This window comes from Phaeobacter sp. A36a-5a, from assembly GCF_037911135.1.
Taxonomy (GTDB): domain Bacteria; phylum Pseudomonadota; class Alphaproteobacteria; order Rhodobacterales; family Rhodobacteraceae; genus Phaeobacter; species Phaeobacter bryozoorum.
The window spans coordinates 892,352-912,874 of record NZ_JBBLYU010000001.1 but is presented as its reverse complement, the minus strand read 5'-3'; the positions used below and the strand labels follow the sequence as shown (position 1 = coordinate 912,874).

Genomic DNA, 20,523 nt, shown 5'->3' with positions numbered 1-20,523 from the left:
AACTGCATTTTTGCGCGCTGCTGAAAACACAACTGACAGGTTTATGTCAGTTGGACTGCTCTACACCACCCCCATCACAGCATTCAAGGAGAGACGTGATGAGCAAACATGTTGCAGAGATTGTGACCTTCAAACTGGCCGAAGGTGTGAGCGAGGCGGATTTCATCGTGCTGAGCCAGGCCAGCGAATCCTTCGTTCGCGCCCAGCCCGGATTTGTTCACCGACAGCTGAGTTGCGGCGAGGACGGGCGCTGGACCGATTATGTCATCTGGGCAGACATGGAAACCGCCAAGTCGGTCGCGGCTGAGTTCCACAAGCAGGACTTCTGCGCCAGCCTGATGCAGGCGATTGCTGAGGGCACTGCGCAGATGCGTCATGAGGAGGTACAGTGGAGCATGGCCTCCTGAGGGGCGCGAGCCAGGCTCAGGTCAAGTACGGAGGGTGGATGCGCTGCATCCGCCCTCTATCCGGCGGGGGGCGTCAATCACTGCGCGTGGTGTCGGGCCTTGACCTCCTCCCCGCGCCGTTCCAAGGCTAGATCATGCGCCGTACTGATCGCCTCTTTGATATTATCCAGATCCTGCGCGACGGGAAATTGCACCGCGCACAGGATATCGCCGAACGGCTGGAAGTCTCGACCCGGACGATCTACCGCGACATGGATACGCTGGTTGCCAGCGGTGTCCCGGTGGAGGGCGCAAGAGGGGTCGGCTATATGGTGCGCGAAGCGATCACGCTGCCGCCGCTGACGCTGACTGCGGAGGAGCTGGAGGCGCTGAACCTGGGCATGGCGATTGTGGCCGAGGCCGCCGATCCGGATTTGAAGGCCGCCGCCGAGAGGCTGGCCGCCAAGGTGGACGCGGTGCTGCCCGAAGGCACCATCGCCGAGGCGGATGCGTGGAAGTTTGCCGTCTACCCCTTTGCCGATGCTGCGCGGGGCTTTACGCAGATGCCAACCTTGCGGGCCGCGATAAAGGCCCGCCAGAAGCTGCATCTGACCTATCGCCGCATTGATGAGACGCTGACAGAGCGCGTCATCCGCCCCTTGCATATGGAATATTGGGGCCGGGTCTGGACGCTGACGGCCTGGTGCGAAACGCGTGGCGATTTCCGGGTATTCCGTGTCGACCTGATCGAGGCGGCCAAACCCCTGCCCGAGCTGTTCGTGGATGAGCCGGGCAAACGGTTGATGGACTACCAGCCCTATGCCGACACGTCCGATGCCGCTGCGGGGCCAACGACCGGCTGATGGATATAGCTCAGCTGCCGGTCGGGAAGACGAAGCAGCGGTTGCGCCGAACCGTGAGCCACATCACCCGGCCTGCATCCGGCAGGAATACATTGGGCACAGTCGCCTTCAGCACGCTGCCATCGAAATCCATGCGAAATTCAACCAGGCTCTCATGCCCTAGAAAGCGCGCCCGCTCGACCACGCCGCGCGCGGCTACCCCGTCGCTGGGGGTCGGGTGCGGGCCGCGCCCGTTCCGATCAAAATCAATGCGCAGATGTTGGGGGCGGAACACGATGTCGACCTTGGTGCCATCAGGCACGCCCGGCGCCAGAAACTGACCAAAGGGCGTTTCGGCCAGAGCGCCGTTCACTTCGGCATGAAGAACATTGGTGTCGCTGAAGAACCCCACCGCCGCACGATCGACCGGACGGGTATAGACATTATAGGGCGCCCCCTGCTGCACGATCTTACCGGACCGCATCAGCGCAATCTCATCAGCCATCCGCATCGCCTCTTCCGGCTCATGGGTGACCAGCAGGACGGCAGCATCCTCTTCCTTCAGCAATGTCAGGGTCTCGTCGCGAATGCCGTCGCGCAGGCGATTGTCCAGCCCGGAGAACGGCTCATCCATCAGCATGATGCGCGGCTTGGGCGCCAGCGCGCGGGCCAGGGCCACCCGCTGCTGTTCGCCGCCCGACAGCTGATGGGGGAATTCGTCGATATATTGCGACAGCGACACCTTCTGCAGCAGCTCCTGCACCCGGAGGCGTTTCTCGTCCTTGCTGCCCTTCAGTCCGAAGGCGACATTGTCGGCCACGCTCAGATGCGGGAACAGGGCAAAGTCCTGAAACATAAGCCCGATTTCCCGGCGTTCGGGCGGAACGCGGAACACGGTGTCGCAGATCAGCTTGCCATCGACGTAAATCTCGCCGCTGTCCTGCATCTCGACGCCGGCAATCATCCGCAAAGTGGTGGATTTACCACAGCCCGAAGGCCCCAGAAGACAGGTCACCTGACCGGCCTGGATCTGTAGCGACACGTCATCCACCACCGCCCGCCCGTCAAAGAAGCGCCGCAGGTTGCGGATCTCCAGACGTGGTGCGGTCACGGCGGGTCTATCGGTGCCAACCATCGGATCAAGGGGGGCAGATGTCATGCGACCTCGTAACTGGTTTCTGATCAAAACGATCTGGTTTAGCTCGCAGATATCAACCCCGCTGCCCCCATGCAAGGGAACGGGGCGCGGCGCGACAGATCGCGCTTTGGATCGGGCAAACTCACCGCTGACGGAGGGGCGGCTGGCAGAGGGTAAACCGAGGGCGGACTGCTAGCTCATAGGCTCCAGCAGATCAAAGGTGAGATCATCCCGCACCCGGCCATTGACCAGCAACTCCAGCCGATGCGGCCCCGGCACCAGCGTAAAGGTGCTGGCACCGGCTTTCAGCGGATGGCGCTTGCTGAGACGGGTGCCGCCATCGGAGATCGCCGTCTGTTTCAGTTTGAAGACCTTCGCCGAGACCTTGCCTCCGGGCCGCTGGAAATGCAGGCGATAATCCACCAGCACAGGGGCGCCGGGGGCGCCGTCCAGATGGCAGTCAAATTGCAGGGCTCCGCCGATATGGACCGGCTCCTTGGCAAGCGCCAGCGTCGCCTTGACGGCGGCCTCGGGATCATAGCCCAGCATCTGCATGGCGCCTGTATGACCCTCTTTGACGAGACCCCGCAGGGCATGGGCCGTGATCCAGGCCAGCTCCTCCGGGCGCTGCCGGTCGGCCGCCTGCCAGCTGCGTAGCCGGTCCAGCACCAGTTCCGGTTCCTTTTTCGAGATGTCATTCAGGTGGTTGGCGACCGAGCGGGTGACATAGCGGGTGGGATCTGCGTGAAGCTGATCCAACAGCGGCAACGGCTGCGCAAGAGACAGCGGTACCGACTGCCCCCAGGGCAGCCTTGGACGGGTGCCCTCGCTCACCAGACGGCGGACATGATAATTGTCGCTCGTGGCCCAGTGCTGCATCTCTGCCAGAGTCAGATCGGTCCAGCGGGTCAAAAAGGGACGTATCGCCCATTCCATCGAGAACCGCTGCGTGATGTCGCGGAGCAGCTGCAACGACAGCTCCGGCGCCTGGTCCAGCCCGCGCAGCACCACAAATTCCCCCAAAGGCGCAAATATGAAATCACCGAAGTCATCATCGCTCAGGCTTGGGTCCAGCGGCGGTGGCAAGGCGCGCCGCAACACCGGTGCTGCGGCCTCCAGATCCTCCGGTAGGTGGCGGGCCAGCACATCGGCAATCAGCGCGATGCGCTGCTTCAGCTCCAGATCGGGCAGATCCGCCATCACCTCGGACACAAATCTGTCCGCTTCAAACCCCGGGTCCGCCGCCGCAAAGAGACCCGCGAGATAGCGGGTCTTCTCAAGATTAAACAACTGATCCTTCAGCGAAAAACCGGATGCCACGTTGCCGCCCCCATCAAATGGTCATATTGGTGGCGCCGCCATCCAACAGGATGTTCTGGCCAATGATAAAACCCGCATGCTGGGAGCAGAGAAAGGCGCAGGTGGCGCCAAATTCCTGCCGCGTGCCGTAGCGCCCGGCGGGAATGCTGGCGGCGCGCTGTTCGGCCGCTTCCTCAAGCGATATCCCCTGTTGCTGGGCCACGCCCGTATCCAGCGAGACCGCGCGGTCAGTGGCATGGATGCCGGGAAGCAGATTGTTGATGGTCACGCCCCTGGACGCGACCTGGCGCGAGGTGCCTGCCACATAGCCGGTTAGCCCGGTGCGCGCCGCATTGGAGAGGCCCAGAACCGCTATCGGTGCCTTCACCGACTGTGAGGTGATGTTGACGACACGGCCCCATCCGCGTTCCATCATGCCGGGGACCAGCGCCCTGATCAGCGCGATCGGCGTCAGCATGTTGGCATCCAGCGCCCTGATGAAATCATCACGGCCCCAATCGGACCACATGCCCGGTGGCGGCCCGCCCGCGTTGGTGACAAGGATATCGACGCCCTCTGCCGCGGCGATAACCTCGGCCTGCCCTGCCTCGGTGGTGATGTCAGCAGCAATGGTTTCGACATTGACACCATGCACATCGCGGATCGACTGGGCTGACGCCAGAAGCGCCTCTTCGCCGCGCGCGTTCATCACCAGATCCACGCCCGCCTCGGCCAGAGCCTCAGCACAGCCCAGCCCCAGCCCCTTGCTGCTGGCACAGACCAACGCCCGCTTTCCCGACAATCCCAAATCCATCAGATCTCTCCCTGTTACGGCGCGTCGTCGTCCGCCTGTCAGCTGCCCGATGGGCTGATGTGGCGGGCCGGATCACGCATCTGTTCTGTTGCCCGAAGCTTGCACACTCGCCCCGGGATTGACCAGCCCCGATGCCATCGGCGACCCGGTGGTCGTCCCCTGCCCTGCCGGCTTTGGCAGTTTCCCCCTGCGGCTTCGCAAAACCACCCCGCTCTGGTCCGCATCTCGCCACATTTCGCCGCAAGATAGAAGGTCATACGCGCAGGATGCGCACACGATACTGGTTAGGTTATTCATGCTGACACAGCTGCATCAGAGCCCCGTTGCCGCCCAGATTCTTGCTGTTTTTCCTGCCGCCGATTTCTGCGTCGAGATGGGCGCGAATATGGGCGATGGGCTTGGGGTATATGATGACCTGCATCTGGACGACGTCTATCAGCTGGTGCGCGACGCGCCACCGCGCCAATTGTCGTTGACCGCACGCGCGGACGGGCAGCTTGTTCTTGGTCAGGACAGCGCAACCGGTGCACCCGGTGCCCGGCTGCATCTGGATTGCCTGTTAACGCTGATGCCGGATATCGGCGCCAATGTGGAGGCGCTGGTGGTGGTTGAGGTCGATGACGACGGGTTGATCGCGGCGATCTATCTGCTGCCGCTTGCCCCCTTGCTGCCGCAGACCGGCTATACCCTTGTGCGCAAGACCCGCGAGGGCACGCGCCAGCGGCTTGCACAGCTGGCCTGTGTCTCCTTCACGCGCGGAACACATATCACCCTAGACACCGGCGCCCAGCGACCAATTGAGGATCTACAGGTAGGCGACCGGGTTCTGACCCGCGATGCCGGTGCCCAAGTGGTGCGTTGGATCGGCCAATGCACCAGCCGTGCGGTTGGAGAAATGGCTCCGATCCTGATCCGGGCCGGGGCGCTCAACAACGCAAATGACCTGCTTGTCAGCCCGGACCACCGGTTGCTGGTGCATCGCTGTCGCGAAGGTCGCCGCCGTGGCCGACCAGATCAGCTGGTGCGCGCACGCGAACTGGTCAATGGCATCGACATTGTCAAACGAACCGGCGGCTTCATCGACTATTTCCAGCTGCTGTTTGATCGCCACCAGATCATCTTTGCCGAAGGGATCGCCGCTGAGAGCCTGCTGCTTGATCCGCTGACACGGGCTGCGCTGCCGCAGGAGAAGCTGATCCGCACGCCGGGCCTGATCCCCGGTCAACCACCGCGCATCTCGGGACTGGAGCCGCGCCCGATGTAAACACGCTGGTATATGGCCCCTTCGCGCCGGGATGTGCGGGGCCGCAATAGATGCCCGGGAACTGGGCGAGAGGCGAAGCGAGTTTACGATTCCTGATAGAATTGCCCCCACAATTCAACCATATGGGGAATTCTCTCCTTATGGACTCTATGGGACTTTGCCTGACGATGACAAAACAGCAACTGGTGCAGCGCTGGTTTTTCGAGGTCTGGGAGAAACGCAACATGGCCGCGTTTGCCGAGATGCTGGCCCCCTCTCTGGATACGACCGAACTGCTCGACGGGCTCCCCAATCCACGTCAGGACTATCCTGTCCTGATTGACGTCGTTCACAAGCTTGCGGGCAAATTCCGCGTTCAAATTCTGCAGTATATCGAGGATGGCGACTGGACCTCGACACGCTATCTGCTGACCTCTGATGGCCCGGACGGGATGACGCCGGTCAGTGCCGAGGGGATCATGATGATTCGGTTTACGGACGGCAAAATCGCCGAGCTGAGTTCCAAGTTCGATGCCTTCACCTTTTTTGAACAGCTGGGTCAGCTGCCGCCAGATGCCATGCCGGCCTGCCTTGGAGGGCAGACGCTGGTCTGGGAGTAAACAGCAGGTCTCAGCTATCAGGACCGCGACGCAACGGCTGTCGCCCTGTTTTTCTTGCCTCGGCCCGCCATCCTGATATACGCGCGCTCATGCTCGATATCGTCCCAAACCGCCCCGACCTGCCGGCTGAAATTGCCCGGCGCCGCACCTTTGCGATCATTTCGCATCCGGATGCCGGCAAAACCACGCTGACTGAAAAGTTCCTGCTTTATGGCGGTGCTATTCAGATGGCAGGTCAGGTGCGCGCAAAAGGCGAGGCACGGCGCACGCGGTCGGACTTCATGCAGATGGAGAAGGACCGCGGGATCTCCGTCTCAGCCTCGGCCATGTCGTTTGACTACAACAGCTACCGCTTCAATCTGGTGGACACACCCGGTCACTCCGATTTCTCGGAAGATACCTATCGCACGCTGACGGCGGTGGACGCGGCGGTGATGGTGATCGACGGTGCCAAGGGTGTGGAAAGCCAGACCCAGAAGCTGTTTGAGGTCTGCCGACTGCGCGACCTGCCGATTCTGACGTTCTGTAACAAGATGGACCGGGAGAGCCGGGACACCTTTGAGATCATCGACGAGATCCAGCAGAACCTTGCGATTGACGTGACGCCCGCCAGCTGGCCGATCGGCGTTGGCCGTGATTTCATCGGTTGTTACGACATGCTGCGCGACCGGCTGGAACTGATGGACCGCGCGGATCGCAACAAGATCGCCGAAAGCATCGCGATTGAGGGGTTGGACGATCCCAAGCTGGCCGAGCATGTGCCTGCACATCTGCTTGAGAAGCTGCTGGAAGAGGTCGAAATGGCCCGCGAGCTGCTGCCTGCACTGGATCCGCAATCGGTGCTTGAGGGGCATATGACGCCGATCTGGTTCGGCTCGGCGATCAATTCCTTTGGCGTGAAGGAACTAATGGATGGCATCAGCACCTACGGACCCGAGCCGCAGCCACAATCGGCGCTGCCGCGCCAGATTGCGCCGGATGAGACGAAGGTTGCCGGTTTTGTATTCAAGGTGCAGGCCAATATGGATCCCAAGCACCGCGACCGTGTGGCCTTTGTCCGGCTGGCCTCGGGCCATTTCAAACGCGGTATGAAGCTGACCCATGTGCGCTCAAAGAAGCCGATGGCCATCTCCAACCCGGTTTTGTTCCTGGCCTCTGACCGCGAGCTGGCCGAGGAAGCCTGGGCTGGAGACATCATCGGCATCCCGAACCACGGCCAGCTGCGCATCGGCGACACGCTGACCGAAGGAGAGGCGCTGCGTGTCAGCGGCATTCCGTCCTTTGCGCCGGAACTGTTGCAGGGGGTGCGCGCGGGTGACCCGATGAAGGCCAAGCACCTGGAAAAGGCGCTGATGCAATTTGCCGAGGAAGGTGCCGCAAAGGTCTTCAAACCCTCAATCGGCTCCGGCTTTATCGTGGGTGTGGTCGGCCAGCTGCAATTCGAAGTGCTGGCGAGCCGTATCGAGATGGAATACGGCCTGCCGGTGCGCTTCGAAGCCTCGCAGTTCACCTCGGCCCGCTGGGTCAGTGGCGACAAGACCGCGCTTGATAAATTCATCAACACCAACAAGCAGCACATTGCCCATGACCATGACGGCGACGTGGTCTATCTGACCCGCCTGCAGTGGGATATCGACCGTGTAGAGCGCGACTATCCAGACTTGAAACTGACGGCGACCAAGGAGATGATGGTTTAAGACCAGCACCCTGACACATAGGTGACATCAGACCCCGCCATGGATATCGACAACGAAACCTATCCTGGCGGGTTCTACAGCCTGCTGCGCCAGCTTGAAAAAAAAGAGACCCCCTTCATAGATCCGGCGTCGGCGCTGCCGCCGGTGGATGTGGATCTCTCGTCGCTGCTCGCCCCCCTGCCCGAGGCCGCACTACAGTCACCAGAGGACGATCTGCCCAGTCGGCATATCGCGCGGAAATGGGAGGCCCTGCGAGCCGAGTTCGCAGGGCAGCCCGAACTTTGGGCACGACATGCGCTGTGCATCGCGATTCTGCGGCGCCGGGATCCGCCAGAGCAAGCGCGCAGCCTCTTTCTGCGGATCTGGCGCGAACAGGGCGCGATGCTCGCCGCCGAGCTGCCCACACGCTGGTTGATTTCCGCCGCCGCCACCTTTGCCGATCATGGGGATACCATGGAGCAGCGGCTTGGTGGTCAGGGGCTCCAGATGCTGTTTCACATGATCGCACTGCACGATAGCGAACGTCGGCTGTCAGGACGGCCGACCGACAGCGGATTTCCTCGGGTGAAAGGCAAGAAGCTTGACGATATCGGCTTTGGCATGAAGCCCTATCACCTGCCCCACGGAGATCTGGATCGGCACATGCTGGCGCGGCTCTGGCGCCAGGTCGAGGACGATGCCGTGCTGCGCCCGCTTGGTGTGCGGATGCTGCGGATGGTCATGGACGATCCCCGCAGCATTTTCGGCCGCATTCAGCGTTACAAGAAACCCCGCAAATCATGAGCAGGCCCAACGATCCGAAATGGGGCATCGTCAGCACGATCAAGGCCGATGCAGAGACCATCCTGAATTTCGCCGCCTATCATCTGGATCTGGGGGCCCATCGGCTTCATCTCTATCTGGATGCGCCGAATCCTGAGGCCTATCCGCATCTGAAAGCACATCCAAAGGTGCGGGTCACCACCTGCGACGACAGCCACTGGAGCCAGCGCAAGAAACCACGCCCGAAGATGCACCAGGCGCGCCAGACGATGAATGCGACCCATGCCTACGGCCGGATCCAGGCCGATTGGGTCGCCCATATAGATGTGGATGAATTTCTCTGGCCCCATATCTCGGCAAGAGGTGCGAGGCCGCAGATTGGCGAAATACTGGCTGCCCTGCCCGCTGAAACCGATGTCTTGCGGATGCGCCCGCTGGAAGCGCTTTCTGGGCGGGTGGATATGTATAAATCCATGATTGCCAGTGCAGCCGACCGCGAACAGCAGGTCCGCGCGATCTATCCCGAATTTGGTGTCTTCCTGAAAGGCGGGTTCCTCAGCCATACTGCGGGCAAGCTGTTCGCCCGCACCGGCCTGCCTGACATTCAGTTCCAAATCCACAACCTGTTCCAGCATGGTGAAAAAAACACGCACGAGCAGGAGCAGGACGCCCTGCAGATCTGTCATCGCCACGCCCCGAGTTGGGAGGCCTGGCAGGACAGCTATCGGTTCCGGCTCAAGCAGGGCTCTTATCGTCCGGGTCTGGCTGCCGGGTTTTCGCGCAACCTCGGCGGGTTGAACACCCATGATCTGCTGTCGATGATCGAGGAAGAGCACGGTTCTGAAGGGCTGAAGCGTTTCTTTGGCGAAATCAACGCAGAGGCGCCGGACATCTATCAACGGCTGCAAAAGCGTGGGATGATCCACCACTGCCCGCTGGATCTGACCGCCAAACGGCGTGAACATTTCCCGCAATTTGAATAAACTGTTTCGAGTTTGCCCGTTATTCAATCAATACGCGCCGAAAACCCGGCTTCGTTTGACGATTGCAGCGGATTTTGCTATGCCCCGCGCAAGCCGATAGAGATAGGACGCAAGACCATGCGGAATCGGCCCTGACATACACGCGCGGGCCAGGTCAGTGTCCGCAAAAACGGACGCATATGACAAAATTTTCAGATCTGAACCTGAACCCCAAAGTCCTCAAAGCGATTGAGGAAGCGGGTTACGAAACCCCCACCCCCATTCAGGCAGGGGCGATTCCGCCCGCCTTGGAAGGGCGCGATGTGCTGGGGATCGCACAGACCGGCACCGGCAAGACGGCTTCGTTCACCTTGCCGATGATCACTCTGCTGGCGCGTGGCCGCGCGCGTGCGCGGATGCCGCGCAGCCTGGTGCTTTGCCCCACGCGGGAGCTGGCAGCCCAGGTGGCGGAGAACTTCGACACCTATACCAAACACCTGAAACTGACGAAGGCCCTGCTGATCGGCGGTGTCTCTTTCAAGGAACAGGACACGCTGATCGACAAGGGGGTTGACGTTCTGATCGCAACGCCCGGTCGCCTGCTCGACCATTTCGAGCGCGGCAAGCTGATCCTGTCTGACGTCAAGGTAATGGTGGTGGATGAAGCCGACCGTATGCTCGACATGGGGTTCATCCCCGATATCGAACGCATCTTCGGCCTTACGCCCTTCACCCGTCAGACCCTTTTCTTCTCCGCCACCATGGCGCCGGAGATCGAGCGGATCACCAATACCTTCCTCTCCGCCCCGGAGCGTGTCGAAGTGGCGCGGCAGGCAACCACCTCTGAGAATATTTCCCAGGGTGTTGTGCTGTTCAAAGCCTCGCGCCGCGATCGTGAAGGCAGCGAGAAACGGAAGCTTCTGCGCCACCTGATTGATCAGGAAGGCGAGAAATGCACCAATGCGATCATCTTCTGCAACCGTAAGACGGATGTGGATATCGTTGCGAAATCGCTGAAGAAATACGGCTATGACGCGGCGCCGATCCACGGTGATCTTGATCAGAGCCAGCGCACCAAGACGCTGGAAGGCTTCCGCGAAGGGTCGCTGCGCTTTCTGGTGGCATCTGATGTGGCCGCCCGCGGGCTTGATGTGCCCAGCGTCAGCCATGTGTTCAACTTCGATGTGCCGAGCCATGCCGAGGACTATGTTCACCGCATCGGCCGGACGGGTCGCGCAGGCCGTAACGGCACCGCGATGATGATCTGCGTGCCCAAGGACGAAAGGAACCTCGAAGATATCGAGCGCCTTGTCCAGAACGAGATCCCGCGTCTTGAGAACCCGCTGAAAAAGGCCGAACCAGCGGCAAAAGACAGCAAGGACGCAGCGACCGGCGAGACCACAGAGCGCAAGACCCGCAGCCGCAGGTCTTCCACCCGTGCATCGGCTGCCAAGGAATCGGCCGCCAAGGAAGAGACCGCAGCGCCAGAGGCACAGGCTAAGGATATCCCGACAGCTGAAGCCAAAGCGGCAACGCCGGAGCAGTCGCAGGGCGAGCAGGAGAAGCGCAGAGATAGCCGCTCTTCCTCCCGTCAGAAATCGGCTGAGAAACCCTCCACCCCCAAGACCGGGCAGAAGGGCAACCAGAAATCCGGCCGGGGACGTGGTGGCAACGACCGCAACAATGTGGTTGGCATGGGCGACCATATGCCGAGCTTTATCGCACTCAGCTTTGCCGAGCGCCGCGCCGGCTAAACTGGCTACCGCATAGTCGTATTCCGAAGGGCTGCCTCTTGGGGCAGCCCTTTTTCATATGTGTGATCAGGAACCTGACCGCAAACAGCGCCCGATTTCTCTCATGAGCTTTGCACTTGCAGCATGGCAGGATTGCCCATTTTTGCAGATGTCGCCCCCGGCAGGAACGCCTATCTGGAGGGCAACAAGACGCAGTTAAGCAAGATGAGAGCCGCCATGAACAACCTTGAGTTCCCCACTGTGACCGCCGACGAAATCCGCGCCATCGAAGCCCGCGCACATGAGCTGCGCGCACAGGCGATGGCTTCCTTCCTGCGCAGCCTGGGCCGTGGGATCGTCAGCCTGCCCGGCAAGCTTGCAGCGCTGCTGTCGCGCCCCCGGCACGCCTGACCCCATCCGCAGCGACGCCTGCGCAGTATAGATTGACGGTTGCCCCTAGCAGCCGAACAAAGCCCCGGCCCCACCGCCGGGGCTTTTTCTATAAAGCGCGTGGGCTGTGGCCCACAGGGCCGATGTGCACATAAAAAAGGCCCGCCACAGAAACTGCGGCGGGCCTGTCTATCAACTTGGTCCGAAGCGATCAGCGCATCCGGCTGACCACCACGGTAACTTCCGGTTTCTTGCCAATCTCGTTCTGTGCTGTCTGGCGGGCAACGCGGCGAAGGTTTTCTTCCAGCTTGTCGTCATCGCGCAGTGTTTTGGCACCCGCGCGCATGATGAACTGGTTGAGATCCTCTTCCATCACCTCGACCAGCGCGGCATTGGAGCGGCCTGTCTCGGCCAACCCCTTGATATCGCACCAGGGTTCGCCCAATGGCTCATCTTCCTCGTCAAGAATGACGGTGACGACGACATGGCCGTTCAGCGCCATGCGAATCCGGTCCCGGACCACGCCATCCAGCGCACCGTATTTGACCGACCCATCCAGATAGGTGCGGCCGGTGTCGACATAATCCACGACCTTGGGGCGATCACCGGTCAGGTCCATCATCATGCCGTTGACCACAACCGCGCTGGCAATGTCCTTGGCCTCGCCGAGACGGGCGTGCTGGCGCAGGTGACGGTGCTCGCCGTGCATCGGGATCAGCATCTGCGGCTTGATGATATCGTGCATCCGCTCCAGATCGGGGCGGTTTGCGTGACCGGAGACATGGTAGAGACCGGAGCTGTCATCGACCACATCCACACCCTTTTCAGAGAACTGGTTGATGATGCGAATGACGCCACGCTCATTGCCCGGAATGGTCTTTGAGGAGAACAGGAACAGGTCGCCCTCCTTCACCTCGATCCCGCGATACTTGCCGCGCGCCAGCTGGGCGGACGCCGCACGGCGTTCGCCCTGGCTACCAGTCACGATCAGCATCAGGTTCTCACGCGGCAGCTCTTGCGCGGCCTCGACACTGACCACCTTCGGAAAGTCCTTGAGCACGCCGGTTTCGGTGGCGGCTTCGATCATGCGCTGCATGGCGCGGCCCAGCAGCACGATGGAGCGCCCGGCCCGCTGACCGGCCTCGGCGAGGGTTTTCACCCGCGCGACATTGGAGGCAAATGTGGTGGCAACCACCATCCCCGCGGCCTCGCCCACCAGGCGGGTGATCTCGGGTCCGACATCGACCTCAGACCGGCCCGGATGCAGCGAGAAGACATTGGTGGAGTCGCAGACCAGCGCCTTGACGCCATCCTTGGCAATCTCGCTCCACATGTCGGGATCAAACGCCTCGCCGACAATCGGCGTCGGGTCGGTTTTGAAATCACCAGTGTGAACGACCCGCCCCGCAGGCGTGTCGATCACCAGACCGCCACTCTCCGGGATGGAATGTGAGATCGGTGCAACGCCGATGGTAAACGGCCCCAGTTTGGTGACCTCTGGCCATGCGGAGACGGTTTTCACCTCTTCGCTGTCCAGACCGGCCTCATCCATCTTCCGGCGCGCCAGATTTGCGGTAAAGGCACGGGCATAAATTGGCACATTCAGGTCACGGTAGAGATGCGCCACGGCGCCGATGTGATCCTCATGGGCGTGGGTGATGAACACCCCCTCCAGCTGGTCGGCCCGTTCCTTCAGCCAGCTGATGTCCGGCATGATCAGATCCACGCCGGGCGTGCTGTCCATGTCCGGGAAAGTAACGCCAAGATCAACCAAGACCAGGCGTTCCTTGCCCGGTTTGCCGTAGCCGTAGATATAGGCGTTCATACCAATTTCGCCTGCCCCGCCGAGGGGCAGGTAGATTAAACGTTCAGTGCTCATCCTCGAGACCGTTATCCTTATTATATTTGTGTATGATCTGTAGCCCATGCATCGTGAGATCATCCTCAAATGCGTCAAACAGATCTGCTGTTTGCTGGAACAAAGGCGCCAGCCCGCCTGTCGAGATTACTTTCATCGGCACGTCGCGCTCCGCTTTGATGCGGGCGCAGATTTCGCGCACCAGTCCTACGTATCCCCAGAACACACCTGACTGCATACATGCAACCGTATTGGTGCCGATCACCGACTGGGGTTTGGAAATATCCACATGCGGCAGAGCCGCTGCTGCCTGATGTAGGGCTTCCAGGCTCAAATTCACCCCCGGCGCAATCACACCGCCGATATAGGCGCCATCCTCGGCCACCACGTCAAAGGTTGTCGCCGTGCCAAAATCGACGACGATGAGGTTGCCGCCATATTTGTCAAACCCGGAGACTGTATTGACCAAACGGTCCGGGCCGACATTGGTTCCCTGATCAACCCGCACCGCAACCGGCAGCAGGCAGTCAGGCTTACCCACCACCAGGGGGCGAGTGTGGAAGTAACGATCCGCCAGCACCCGCAGATTGAACACCACGCGCGGGACCGTGGAGGAGATGATCATATCGGTGATATCAGCTTCGATCCCCTGTAGCCGTATCAGCGTATTGAGCCAGACAAAATACTGATCCGCCGTGCGCCGCCAATCGGTGGCGGTACGCCAGGTGCCGATGAAATTCTCCCCGTCCCAGATTGAGAAGACAGTATTGGTGTTGCCGCAATCGACTGCCAAAAGCATGACCTGCCCCGTTCCTATGCCCTAGAAAAAGATATCCGCCGCCGGAATGCTGACACGGCCCTTGGCGGTGTTTAGGACAAGGTTGCCGCCGCCGTCCACTGTCTCAAAGGTGCCTTCGGTTTCGGAGTTCATGGTGCGGGCCACCACCACCTCGCCCAGGCGCGCAGCACGGGCCAGCCAGGCTGTGCGGATCGGCTCGAACCCATAGGTGACAAACTGTCGTTCATAGCGGTCATAGGCGACAGCAAGCGCGGTCAGGAACGCCTCTGGGGTGACCTGGACCCCGGTTTCCGACAGCAGCGAGACAGGCCAGACAGCACCCGGTTCCAGCCATTCCTGCATCGGCGTCTCGATCAGATTGACACCAATCCCGATCGCAAGATGTGTCACACCGGCGGCGGCCCCCGCGCTTTCCAGCAGGATCCCCGCCAGCTTGCCACCATTCAGCAGCACGTCATTGGGCCATTTCAGTGCAAGTCCAGCCGTCTCGCCGCAGAGCGCGACACAGGCATCATAAAGCGCCAGCGCCGCAACAAAGCTGCGCAGCGCCACCTGATCGGGCGGCCCCTCCGGCCGCATGACGAGTGTTGCGGCAAAATTCCCCTTGGGCTCCTTCCAGGCACGGCCACGGCGCCCCCGCCCCTTTGTCTGGCGTTTGGCCATGATCCATTCAGGGCCGGTCAATGTGGGCGCGCGTCGCGTCGCCTCATCGAGGGTGCTGTCCACCTCGTCAAGCAGGCTCCGCCCGTATCCCTCTGGCCAATCACTCATGATGCTGTCCCTTCAAGGCAAAAAGGCCCGGTCCGCAGACCAGGCCTTTGTGTGTTCTGTGTCGAAACCGTCAGTTGACCAGCGTGGCAGCCGCCGCAGCCGCTGCACCCTCGATGCCGAACATGTTGATGATCCCAAGAAGCATCACGGCCGCCGAGGCCATCAGGAACCCCCAGAGGATCGGCGAGCGGTTGGTTTCCAGCTCCTCGCCCTCTTCACCGAAATACATATAGTACACGATGCGCAGGTAGTAGAACGCGCCGATAACCGATGCGATCACACCGGCAATCGCCAGCCACGCCATATCCGCCTGATAGGCCGCATTAAGCACATAAAGCTTGCCGAAGAAGCCCAGCATCGGCGGTACACCCGCCAGAGAGAACAACAGGATCAGCATCGCCAGCGCCTTGCCCGGCTCGCGACGGGAGTAGAGGTTGAGCGCGCGAATGTCAGTGATCGGCTTGCCGTCCTTCTCCATCATCAGGATGAAGGCAAAGGTGCCGATATTCATCGAGACATAGATCGCCATATAGACCAGCAGCGCCTGCACGCCATAGGCGGTGCCAGCGGCGAGGCCCATCAGAGCATAGCCCATATGGGCGATCGAGGAATAGGCCATCAGACGCTTGATATCGCGCTGGCCGATGGCGGCAACAGCCCCGACGAACATCGACAGCAGCGACAGAAGGGCCACAACCTGGCTCCAGTCCTGTACCGCATGACCAAATGCATCATGCAGCACGCGGGCGAACAGACCCATGGCCGCAACCTTCGGCGCCGATGCAAAGAATGCGGTAACCGGGGTTGGCGCGCCTTCGTAGACGTCAGGTGTCCACATGTGGAACGGCACGGCAGACACCTTGAACGCCATGCCGGAGATCAGGAAGACCAGGCCGAACAGCAGACCGACGGAGACTTCACCATGCTTGGCCACCGCGTAGATACCGGCAAAGTCGGTGGTCCCGGCAAAACCATAGACCAGCGATGCGCCATAGAGCAGCAAACCGGACGAAAGCGCGCCGAGCACGAAGTACTTCAGGCCGGCTTCGGTGGATTTTACACTGTCACGACGCAGCGAAGCCACGACGTAGAGCGCCAGAGACTGCAGCTCAAGGCCCATGTATAGCGACATCAGGTTGCCGGCCGAGACCATCACCATCATGCCCACCGCGCTCAGCGCGACGAGGATGGGATACTCAAAGCGCAACATGCCACGGCGTGACATGTAGTCCTGGCCCATGACCAGCACGGCAGAGGCCGACAGCAGGATGGCGACCTTGGCAAAGCGGGCAAAACCATCGTCGACGAACATGCCGTTGAATGCCTCGCGGCTGCCCGAGGATCCGGTGGCGATCCAGATGGCCAGCGCCGACATCAGACCGGCCATCAGCCAGATCAATGCCGGGGCCAGTTTGTCCTTGCCGGTGTAGACAGCGCCAAGGAGCGCCGCCATTGCGCTGAGCGCCAGAACAATCTCTGGCAGGATAACGGTGAGATCAGCTGGGATCATCGCCCACGCCCCCTTAGTGCGAAGCTATCTGGGTCGCCGGGGACAGGTCCGCGGCAGCCAGAGATTCATTGAAGTTTGCAATCAGCGCCTCGGTCGACGGGCTGATGATATCGGTGACAAGCGCCGGGTAGACGCCCAGAAGGATGGTCATCACCACCAGCGGTGCAAAGATGAACCGCTCGCGGGCAGTCATATCCTTGATGGTCTTGAGGCTGCCCTTGATCAGGTCGCCAAAGACCACGCGGCGGTAGAGCCACAGCGCATAGCCTGCCGAGAAGATGACACCGGTTGCGGCAACTGCTGCGACCCAGGTGTTCTTCTGGAAGGTGCCCATCAGCGTCAGGAATTCCCCGATGAAGCCCGAGGTGCCCGGCAGGCCGACGTTGCCCATCGTGAAGAACATGAAGACCAGCGCATAGGCAGGCATACGAATGACAAGGCCGCCATAGGCGTCGATGTCACGGGTGTGCATCCGATCATAGATGACACCCACGCAGAGGAAGAGCGCCGCCGAGATGAAGCCGTGGCTCAGCATCTGGAAGATCGCGCCATCAATGCCCTGCTGGTTCGCCGCAAAGATGCCCATGGTCACAAAGCCCATATGCGCCACCGAAGAATAGGCGATCAGCTTCTTCATGTCCGACTGCACCAGCGCCACCAGCGAAGTATAGACCACCGCAATCGCCGACATCCACAGGATCAGATCCGTCATCACGTCGGCCCCGACGGGGAACATCGGCAAGCTGAAGCGCAGGAAGCCGTAGCCGCCCATCTTCAACAGGATCGCCGCCAGCACCACGGAGCCTGCGGTCGGCGCCTGCACGTGCGCATCGGGCAGCCAGGTGTGCACCGGCCACATCGGCATTTTCACCGCGAAGGAGGCAAAGAACGCGAGGAACAATAGGGTCTGCATCCCACCAACGACATGCACACCAAGAAGATCAAAGCCGGAGGCCGAGAAACTGTGCGTCAGCAGCTGGGCAATATCGGTGGTGCCTGCATCCGCGTACATCGCGACCATCGCCACCAGCATCAGCACCGAGCCAAAGAAGGTGTAGAGGAAGAATTTGAACGACGCGTAGATCCGTTCCTTGCCGCCCCAGATGCCGATGATCAGGAACATCGGGATCAGGCCCGCCTCAAAGAACAGGTAGAACAGCACCAGATCCAGCGCCATGAACACGCCAAGCATCAGCGTCTCCAGCATCAGGAAGGCGATCATGTATTCCTTGACGCGGGTGTTCACACCCCAGCTCGCCAAAATGGTCAGCGGCATAACAAAGGTGGTGAGCATCACAAACAGCACCGAAATGCCATCGACGCCCATCTTGTACTTCAGGCCAAAGATCCATTCGGCCTCTTCCACAAACTGAAAGCCTGTGTCGGAGGGGTCGAACTGGAAATAGATGCCAAGGCTCACCAGGAAGGTGATCGTGGTGGCAAAAAGCGCAACAGACTTGGCGTTGCGCTGCGCCGCCTCATCCTCGCCGCGCAGGAACAGGGCCAGAATGGCCGCCGCAAGCGCCGGGATAAAGGTGACAATAGAAAGGAGATTGTCCATCAGTGCGCTCCTCCGCCGATCGACATCCAGGTAACCAGGGCAGCAATGCCCAGCACCATCCAGAAAGCATAGGTGAAAATGTAACCCGACTGTGCGCGACCGGCGAGGCGGGTGAAGAAGGGAATGATGCCCATGGCGATACCGTTGAGCGCGCCGTCAATGGTTTTGCCGTCACCGCGCTTCCAGAAGAAGCGGCCGATCATCAGCGTCGGTTTGACAAAGACAAAATCGTAGAGCTCGTCAAAATACCACTTGTTCTTGAGGAACAGGTACAGCGGCTGCTGCTGCTTGGCGAGACGGCCCGGCAGGCTTGGGTTCACGATGTAGAACAGGATCGCAAGACCAAGACCAAGCAGCATCGCGATAAAGGGCGAAACTTTCACCCATTTCGGAGCGGCGTGCGCGTCATCCAGCACAGTGTTGTCGGCACCGAAATACAGCGCGCCTTCGCCCGGCTGGCCTGCAAATACATAGTGATGCTCACCGGATGCGTCAGCGGTGCCGTGACCGTCATCCGCCGTGCTGGCATGGCTGTCATCAGCGCCGTGGCCCGAATCCGCTGCCGCATCGCCATGTGCCGCGGCTTCTGCCACTGGGATGCCGTAGAATTTGCCAACCTTATCAGCATGGCCGAAGAAGCTGTTATACCAGAGCATGCCCGAGAAGATCGCACCAAGGGCAAGCACACCCAGCGGGATCAGCATGACCATCGGGCTTTCATGCGCGTGATCATGCGTATGCTTGTCGCCGCGCGGCTTGCCGTAGAAGGTCAGGAAGATCAGGCGCCAGCTGTAGAAGGATGTCATTGCCGCCGCGATGACCAGCAGCCAGAAACCATACATCGACCCGCCAGCATAGGCGCTCTCGATAATGGCATCCTTGGACAGGAAGCCGGCAAAGCCAAAGTGGGTCAGCGGGATACCAACGCCGGTGATGGCCAGCGTGCCGATCATCATCGCCGCAAAGGTGTAGGGGATCTTTTTGCGCAGACCACCGTAGTTCATCATGTCCTGCTCATGGTGCATCGCGTGGATCACGGAGCCTGCACCAAGGAACAGCATCGCCTTGAAGAAGGCATGTGTGAACAGGTGGAACATCGCAGCGGAATACATGCCGACGCCAGCGGCCACGAACATGTAGCCAAGCTGTGAACAGGTGGAATAGGCGATCACGCGTTTGATGTCGGTCTGAACCAGACCCACAGTCGCCGCGAAGAAGGCCGTGGTTGCACCCAGCACGGTGATGAAGGTTGTCGCTTCGGGTGCGAACTCCATCAGCGGCGACATGCGGCAGACCAGGAAGACACCGGCGGTCACCATGGTGGCGGCGTGGATCAGGGCCGACACCGGGGTCGGGCCTTCCATCGCATCCGGCAACCAAGTGTGCAGGATCAGCTGCGCCGATTTACCCATGGCACCAATGAACAGCAGGACTGCAATCAGATTGGCGGCATTCCACTCCGACCAGAGAAAGGTCAGCTGGGTTTCCGCCAGCATCGGCGTCGCGGCAAAGATGTCATCAAAATTGATGCTGCCAGTCAGGAAGAACAGCGCAAAGATACCAAGCGCAAAGCCGAAGTCTCCGACGCGGTTGACGATGAACGCTTTCATCGCGGCCGCACCAGCAGAGGGTTTGCGGTAGTAAAAGCCGATCAGCAGGTAGGAGGCAACGCCCACACCTTCCCAGCCAAAGAACATCTGGACCAGGTTGTCGGCTGTCACCAGCATCAGCATGGCGAAGGTAAAGAACGACAGGTAGGCAAAGAACCGCGGCTTGTAGCTCTCCCCGTCCTTCCACTGCGGATCGTGATCCATGTAGCCAAAGGAGTAGAGGTGAACCAGCGAGGACACGGACGTGATCACGATCAGCATGATCGCGGTCAGACGGTCAACGCGGAACTGCCAGGACGTGTCGAGGCTACCGGACTGGATCCAGCGCAGGATTTCGACAGTGTAATAGCCGTTTTCATGCGCAGAGGGATCAAACGTCAGGAAGACGATCCAGGACAGCGCCGCCGTCAGGAAGAGAAGTGCAGTGGCGAACACGGTCGCCACTTTTTCGCCAAGGATCTTGTGGCCAAAGCCACAGACCAGCGCCCCGACCAGAGGGGCAAAGAGAAGGATGGTTTCCATGACGCT

The 20,523-nt window shown here is 60.6% G+C and carries 18 protein-coding genes; 9 read left to right on the top strand and 9 right to left on the bottom strand.

What is annotated here, in order from left to right; all coding sequences use genetic code 11:
- Positions 1-98 precede the first annotated feature (98 nt).
- The gene (locus tag WLQ66_RS04255) at positions 99-407 is read left to right on the top strand and encodes a hypothetical protein (RefSeq protein ID WP_340545143.1); all 309 of its coding nucleotides are present in this window, start codon (positions 99-101) and stop codon (positions 405-407) included.
- A 134-nt stretch (positions 408-541) separates the two neighbouring features.
- Positions 542-1,249 (top strand): helix-turn-helix transcriptional regulator, encoded by a 708-nt coding sequence (locus tag WLQ66_RS04250; protein WP_340545142.1) that lies wholly within the window; start codon positions 542-544, stop codon positions 1,247-1,249.
- Positions 1,250-1,259: 10 nt separating this feature from the next.
- On the opposite strand, the gene WLQ66_RS04245 is transcribed toward WLQ66_RS04250, so the two are convergent.
- From WLQ66_RS04245 to WLQ66_RS04235, 3 genes are all read right to left on the bottom strand, one after another.
- Positions 1,260-2,387: an ABC transporter ATP-binding protein gene (locus tag WLQ66_RS04245; RefSeq protein WP_340545141.1), complete on the bottom strand. Its 1,128-nt coding sequence runs from the start codon at positions 2,385-2,387 to the stop codon at positions 1,260-1,262.
- A gap of 171 nt (positions 2,388-2,558) precedes the next feature.
- The gene (locus WLQ66_RS04240; protein ID WP_340545140.1) at positions 2,559-3,686 is read right to left on the bottom strand and encodes a YhaZ family DNA alkylation repair protein; all 1,128 of its coding nucleotides are present in this window, start codon (positions 3,684-3,686) and stop codon (positions 2,559-2,561) included.
- Positions 3,687-3,699: 13 nt separating this feature from the next.
- On the bottom strand, positions 3,700-4,479 hold the full coding sequence (locus WLQ66_RS04235; protein WP_340545139.1) for an SDR family oxidoreductase: 780 nt from the start codon (positions 4,477-4,479) through the stop codon (positions 3,700-3,702).
- Positions 4,480-4,774: 295 nt separating this feature from the next.
- On the opposite strand from WLQ66_RS04235, the gene WLQ66_RS04230 reads away from it, so the two are divergent.
- The 7 genes from WLQ66_RS04230 to WLQ66_RS04200 all read left to right on the top strand — a co-directional run bounded on the left by WLQ66_RS04230 (position 4,775) and on the right by WLQ66_RS04200 (position 11,907).
- Positions 4,775-5,743 (top strand): Hint domain-containing protein, encoded by a 969-nt coding sequence (locus tag WLQ66_RS04230; protein WP_340545138.1) that lies wholly within the window; start codon positions 4,775-4,777, stop codon positions 5,741-5,743.
- A gap of 167 nt (positions 5,744-5,910) precedes the next feature.
- The gene (locus WLQ66_RS04225) at positions 5,911-6,342 is read left to right on the top strand and encodes a nuclear transport factor 2 family protein (protein WP_340545137.1); all 432 of its coding nucleotides are present in this window, start codon (positions 5,911-5,913) and stop codon (positions 6,340-6,342) included.
- 89 nt (positions 6,343-6,431) lie between these two features.
- Complete coding sequence (locus WLQ66_RS04220; RefSeq protein ID WP_340545136.1) at positions 6,432-8,039, top strand: peptide chain release factor 3; 1,608 nt, start codon at positions 6,432-6,434, stop codon at positions 8,037-8,039.
- A gap of 21 nt (positions 8,040-8,060) precedes the next feature.
- Positions 8,061-8,822 (top strand): hypothetical protein, encoded by a 762-nt coding sequence (locus tag WLQ66_RS04215; RefSeq protein WP_340545135.1) that lies wholly within the window; start codon positions 8,061-8,063, stop codon positions 8,820-8,822.
- Entirely contained in the window at positions 8,819-9,784 is a 966-nt protein-coding gene (locus WLQ66_RS04210) for a glycosyltransferase family 2 protein (RefSeq protein ID WP_340545134.1), read from the top strand. Before WLQ66_RS04215 ends, WLQ66_RS04210 begins: the two co-directional genes overlap by 4 nt.
- Before the next feature lie 179 nt (positions 9,785-9,963).
- On the top strand, positions 9,964-11,517 hold the full coding sequence (locus tag WLQ66_RS04205) for a DEAD/DEAH box helicase (protein WP_340545133.1): 1,554 nt from the start codon (positions 9,964-9,966) through the stop codon (positions 11,515-11,517).
- 123 nt (positions 11,518-11,640) lie between these two features.
- Positions 11,641-11,907 carry an RSP_7527 family protein gene (locus WLQ66_RS04200; RefSeq protein ID WP_340545132.1) on the top strand — a complete coding sequence of 89 codons (267 nt, stop codon included), beginning with the start codon at positions 11,641-11,643 and terminating at the stop codon, positions 11,905-11,907.
- 190 nt (positions 11,908-12,097) lie between these two features.
- On the opposite strand, the gene WLQ66_RS04195 is transcribed toward WLQ66_RS04200, so the two are convergent.
- The 6 genes from WLQ66_RS04195 to nuoL all read right to left on the bottom strand — a co-directional run bounded on the left by WLQ66_RS04195 (position 12,098) and on the right by nuoL (position 20,517).
- Positions 12,098-13,765, bottom strand: a complete 1,668-nt coding sequence (locus WLQ66_RS04195; protein WP_340545131.1) for a ribonuclease J — start codon at positions 13,763-13,765, stop codon at positions 12,098-12,100.
- Positions 13,755-14,543 carry a type III pantothenate kinase gene (locus tag WLQ66_RS04190; protein ID WP_340545130.1) on the bottom strand — a complete coding sequence of 263 codons (789 nt, stop codon included), beginning with the start codon at positions 14,541-14,543 and terminating at the stop codon, positions 13,755-13,757. The genes WLQ66_RS04195 and WLQ66_RS04190 overlap by 11 nt, the downstream gene beginning before the upstream one ends.
- A gap of 21 nt (positions 14,544-14,564) precedes the next feature.
- Positions 14,565-15,314, bottom strand: coding sequence for a biotin--[acetyl-CoA-carboxylase] ligase (locus WLQ66_RS04185; RefSeq protein WP_340545129.1), 750 nt, complete (start codon positions 15,312-15,314; stop codon positions 14,565-14,567).
- A 70-nt stretch (positions 15,315-15,384) separates the two neighbouring features.
- Positions 15,385-16,824 carry an NADH-quinone oxidoreductase subunit NuoN gene (gene nuoN, locus WLQ66_RS04180; RefSeq protein ID WP_340545128.1) on the bottom strand — a complete coding sequence of 480 codons (1,440 nt, stop codon included), beginning with the start codon at positions 16,822-16,824 and terminating at the stop codon, positions 15,385-15,387.
- Positions 16,825-16,837: 13 nt separating this feature from the next.
- Positions 16,838-18,385 (bottom strand): NADH-quinone oxidoreductase subunit M, encoded by a 1,548-nt coding sequence (locus tag WLQ66_RS04175; RefSeq protein ID WP_340545127.1) that lies wholly within the window; start codon positions 18,383-18,385, stop codon positions 16,838-16,840.
- Positions 18,385-20,517: an NADH-quinone oxidoreductase subunit L gene (gene nuoL, locus WLQ66_RS04170; RefSeq protein ID WP_340545126.1), complete on the bottom strand. Its 2,133-nt coding sequence runs from the start codon at positions 20,515-20,517 to the stop codon at positions 18,385-18,387. The genes WLQ66_RS04175 and nuoL overlap by 1 nt, the downstream gene beginning before the upstream one ends.
- Between the last annotated feature and the right edge of the window lie 6 nt (positions 20,518-20,523).

Bases quoted from the DNA above. Each gene is read 5' to 3' on its own strand.
- WLQ66_RS04230 (WP_340545138.1), top strand. From the start codon at position 4,775: ATGCTGACACAGCTGCATCAGAGCCCCGTTGCCGCCCAGATTCTTGCT.
- WLQ66_RS04175 (WP_340545127.1), bottom strand. From the start codon at position 18,385: ATGGACAATCTCCTTTCTATTGTCACCTTTATCCCGGCGCTTGCGGCG.
- WLQ66_RS04205 (WP_340545133.1), top strand. From the start codon at position 9,964: ATGACAAAATTTTCAGATCTGAACCTGAACCCCAAAGTCCTCAAAGCG.
- WLQ66_RS04200 (WP_340545132.1), top strand. From the start codon at position 11,641: ATGGCAGGATTGCCCATTTTTGCAGATGTCGCCCCCGGCAGGAACGCC.
- WLQ66_RS04220 (WP_340545136.1), top strand. From the start codon at position 6,432: ATGCTCGATATCGTCCCAAACCGCCCCGACCTGCCGGCTGAAATTGCC.
- WLQ66_RS04225 (WP_340545137.1), top strand. From the start codon at position 5,911: ATGACAAAACAGCAACTGGTGCAGCGCTGGTTTTTCGAGGTCTGGGAG.
- WLQ66_RS04195 (WP_340545131.1), bottom strand. From the start codon at position 13,765: ATGAGCACTGAACGTTTAATCTACCTGCCCCTCGGCGGGGCAGGCGAA.
- WLQ66_RS04235 (WP_340545139.1), bottom strand. From the start codon at position 4,479: ATGGATTTGGGATTGTCGGGAAAGCGGGCGTTGGTCTGTGCCAGCAGC.
- nuoL (WP_340545126.1), bottom strand. From the start codon at position 20,517: ATGGAAACCATCCTTCTCTTTGCCCCTCTGGTCGGGGCGCTGGTCTGT.
- WLQ66_RS04255 (WP_340545143.1), top strand. From the start codon at position 99: ATGAGCAAACATGTTGCAGAGATTGTGACCTTCAAACTGGCCGAAGGT.
- WLQ66_RS04185 (WP_340545129.1), bottom strand. From the start codon at position 15,314: ATGAGTGATTGGCCAGAGGGATACGGGCGGAGCCTGCTTGACGAGGTG.
- WLQ66_RS04245 (WP_340545141.1), bottom strand. From the start codon at position 2,387: ATGACATCTGCCCCCCTTGATCCGATGGTTGGCACCGATAGACCCGCC.
- WLQ66_RS04210 (WP_340545134.1), top strand. From the start codon at position 8,819: ATGAGCAGGCCCAACGATCCGAAATGGGGCATCGTCAGCACGATCAAG.
- nuoN (WP_340545128.1), bottom strand. From the start codon at position 16,824: ATGATCCCAGCTGATCTCACCGTTATCCTGCCAGAGATTGTTCTGGCG.
- WLQ66_RS04190 (WP_340545130.1), bottom strand. From the start codon at position 14,543: ATGCTTTTGGCAGTCGATTGCGGCAACACCAATACTGTCTTCTCAATC.
- WLQ66_RS04250 (WP_340545142.1), top strand. From the start codon at position 542: ATGCGCCGTACTGATCGCCTCTTTGATATTATCCAGATCCTGCGCGAC.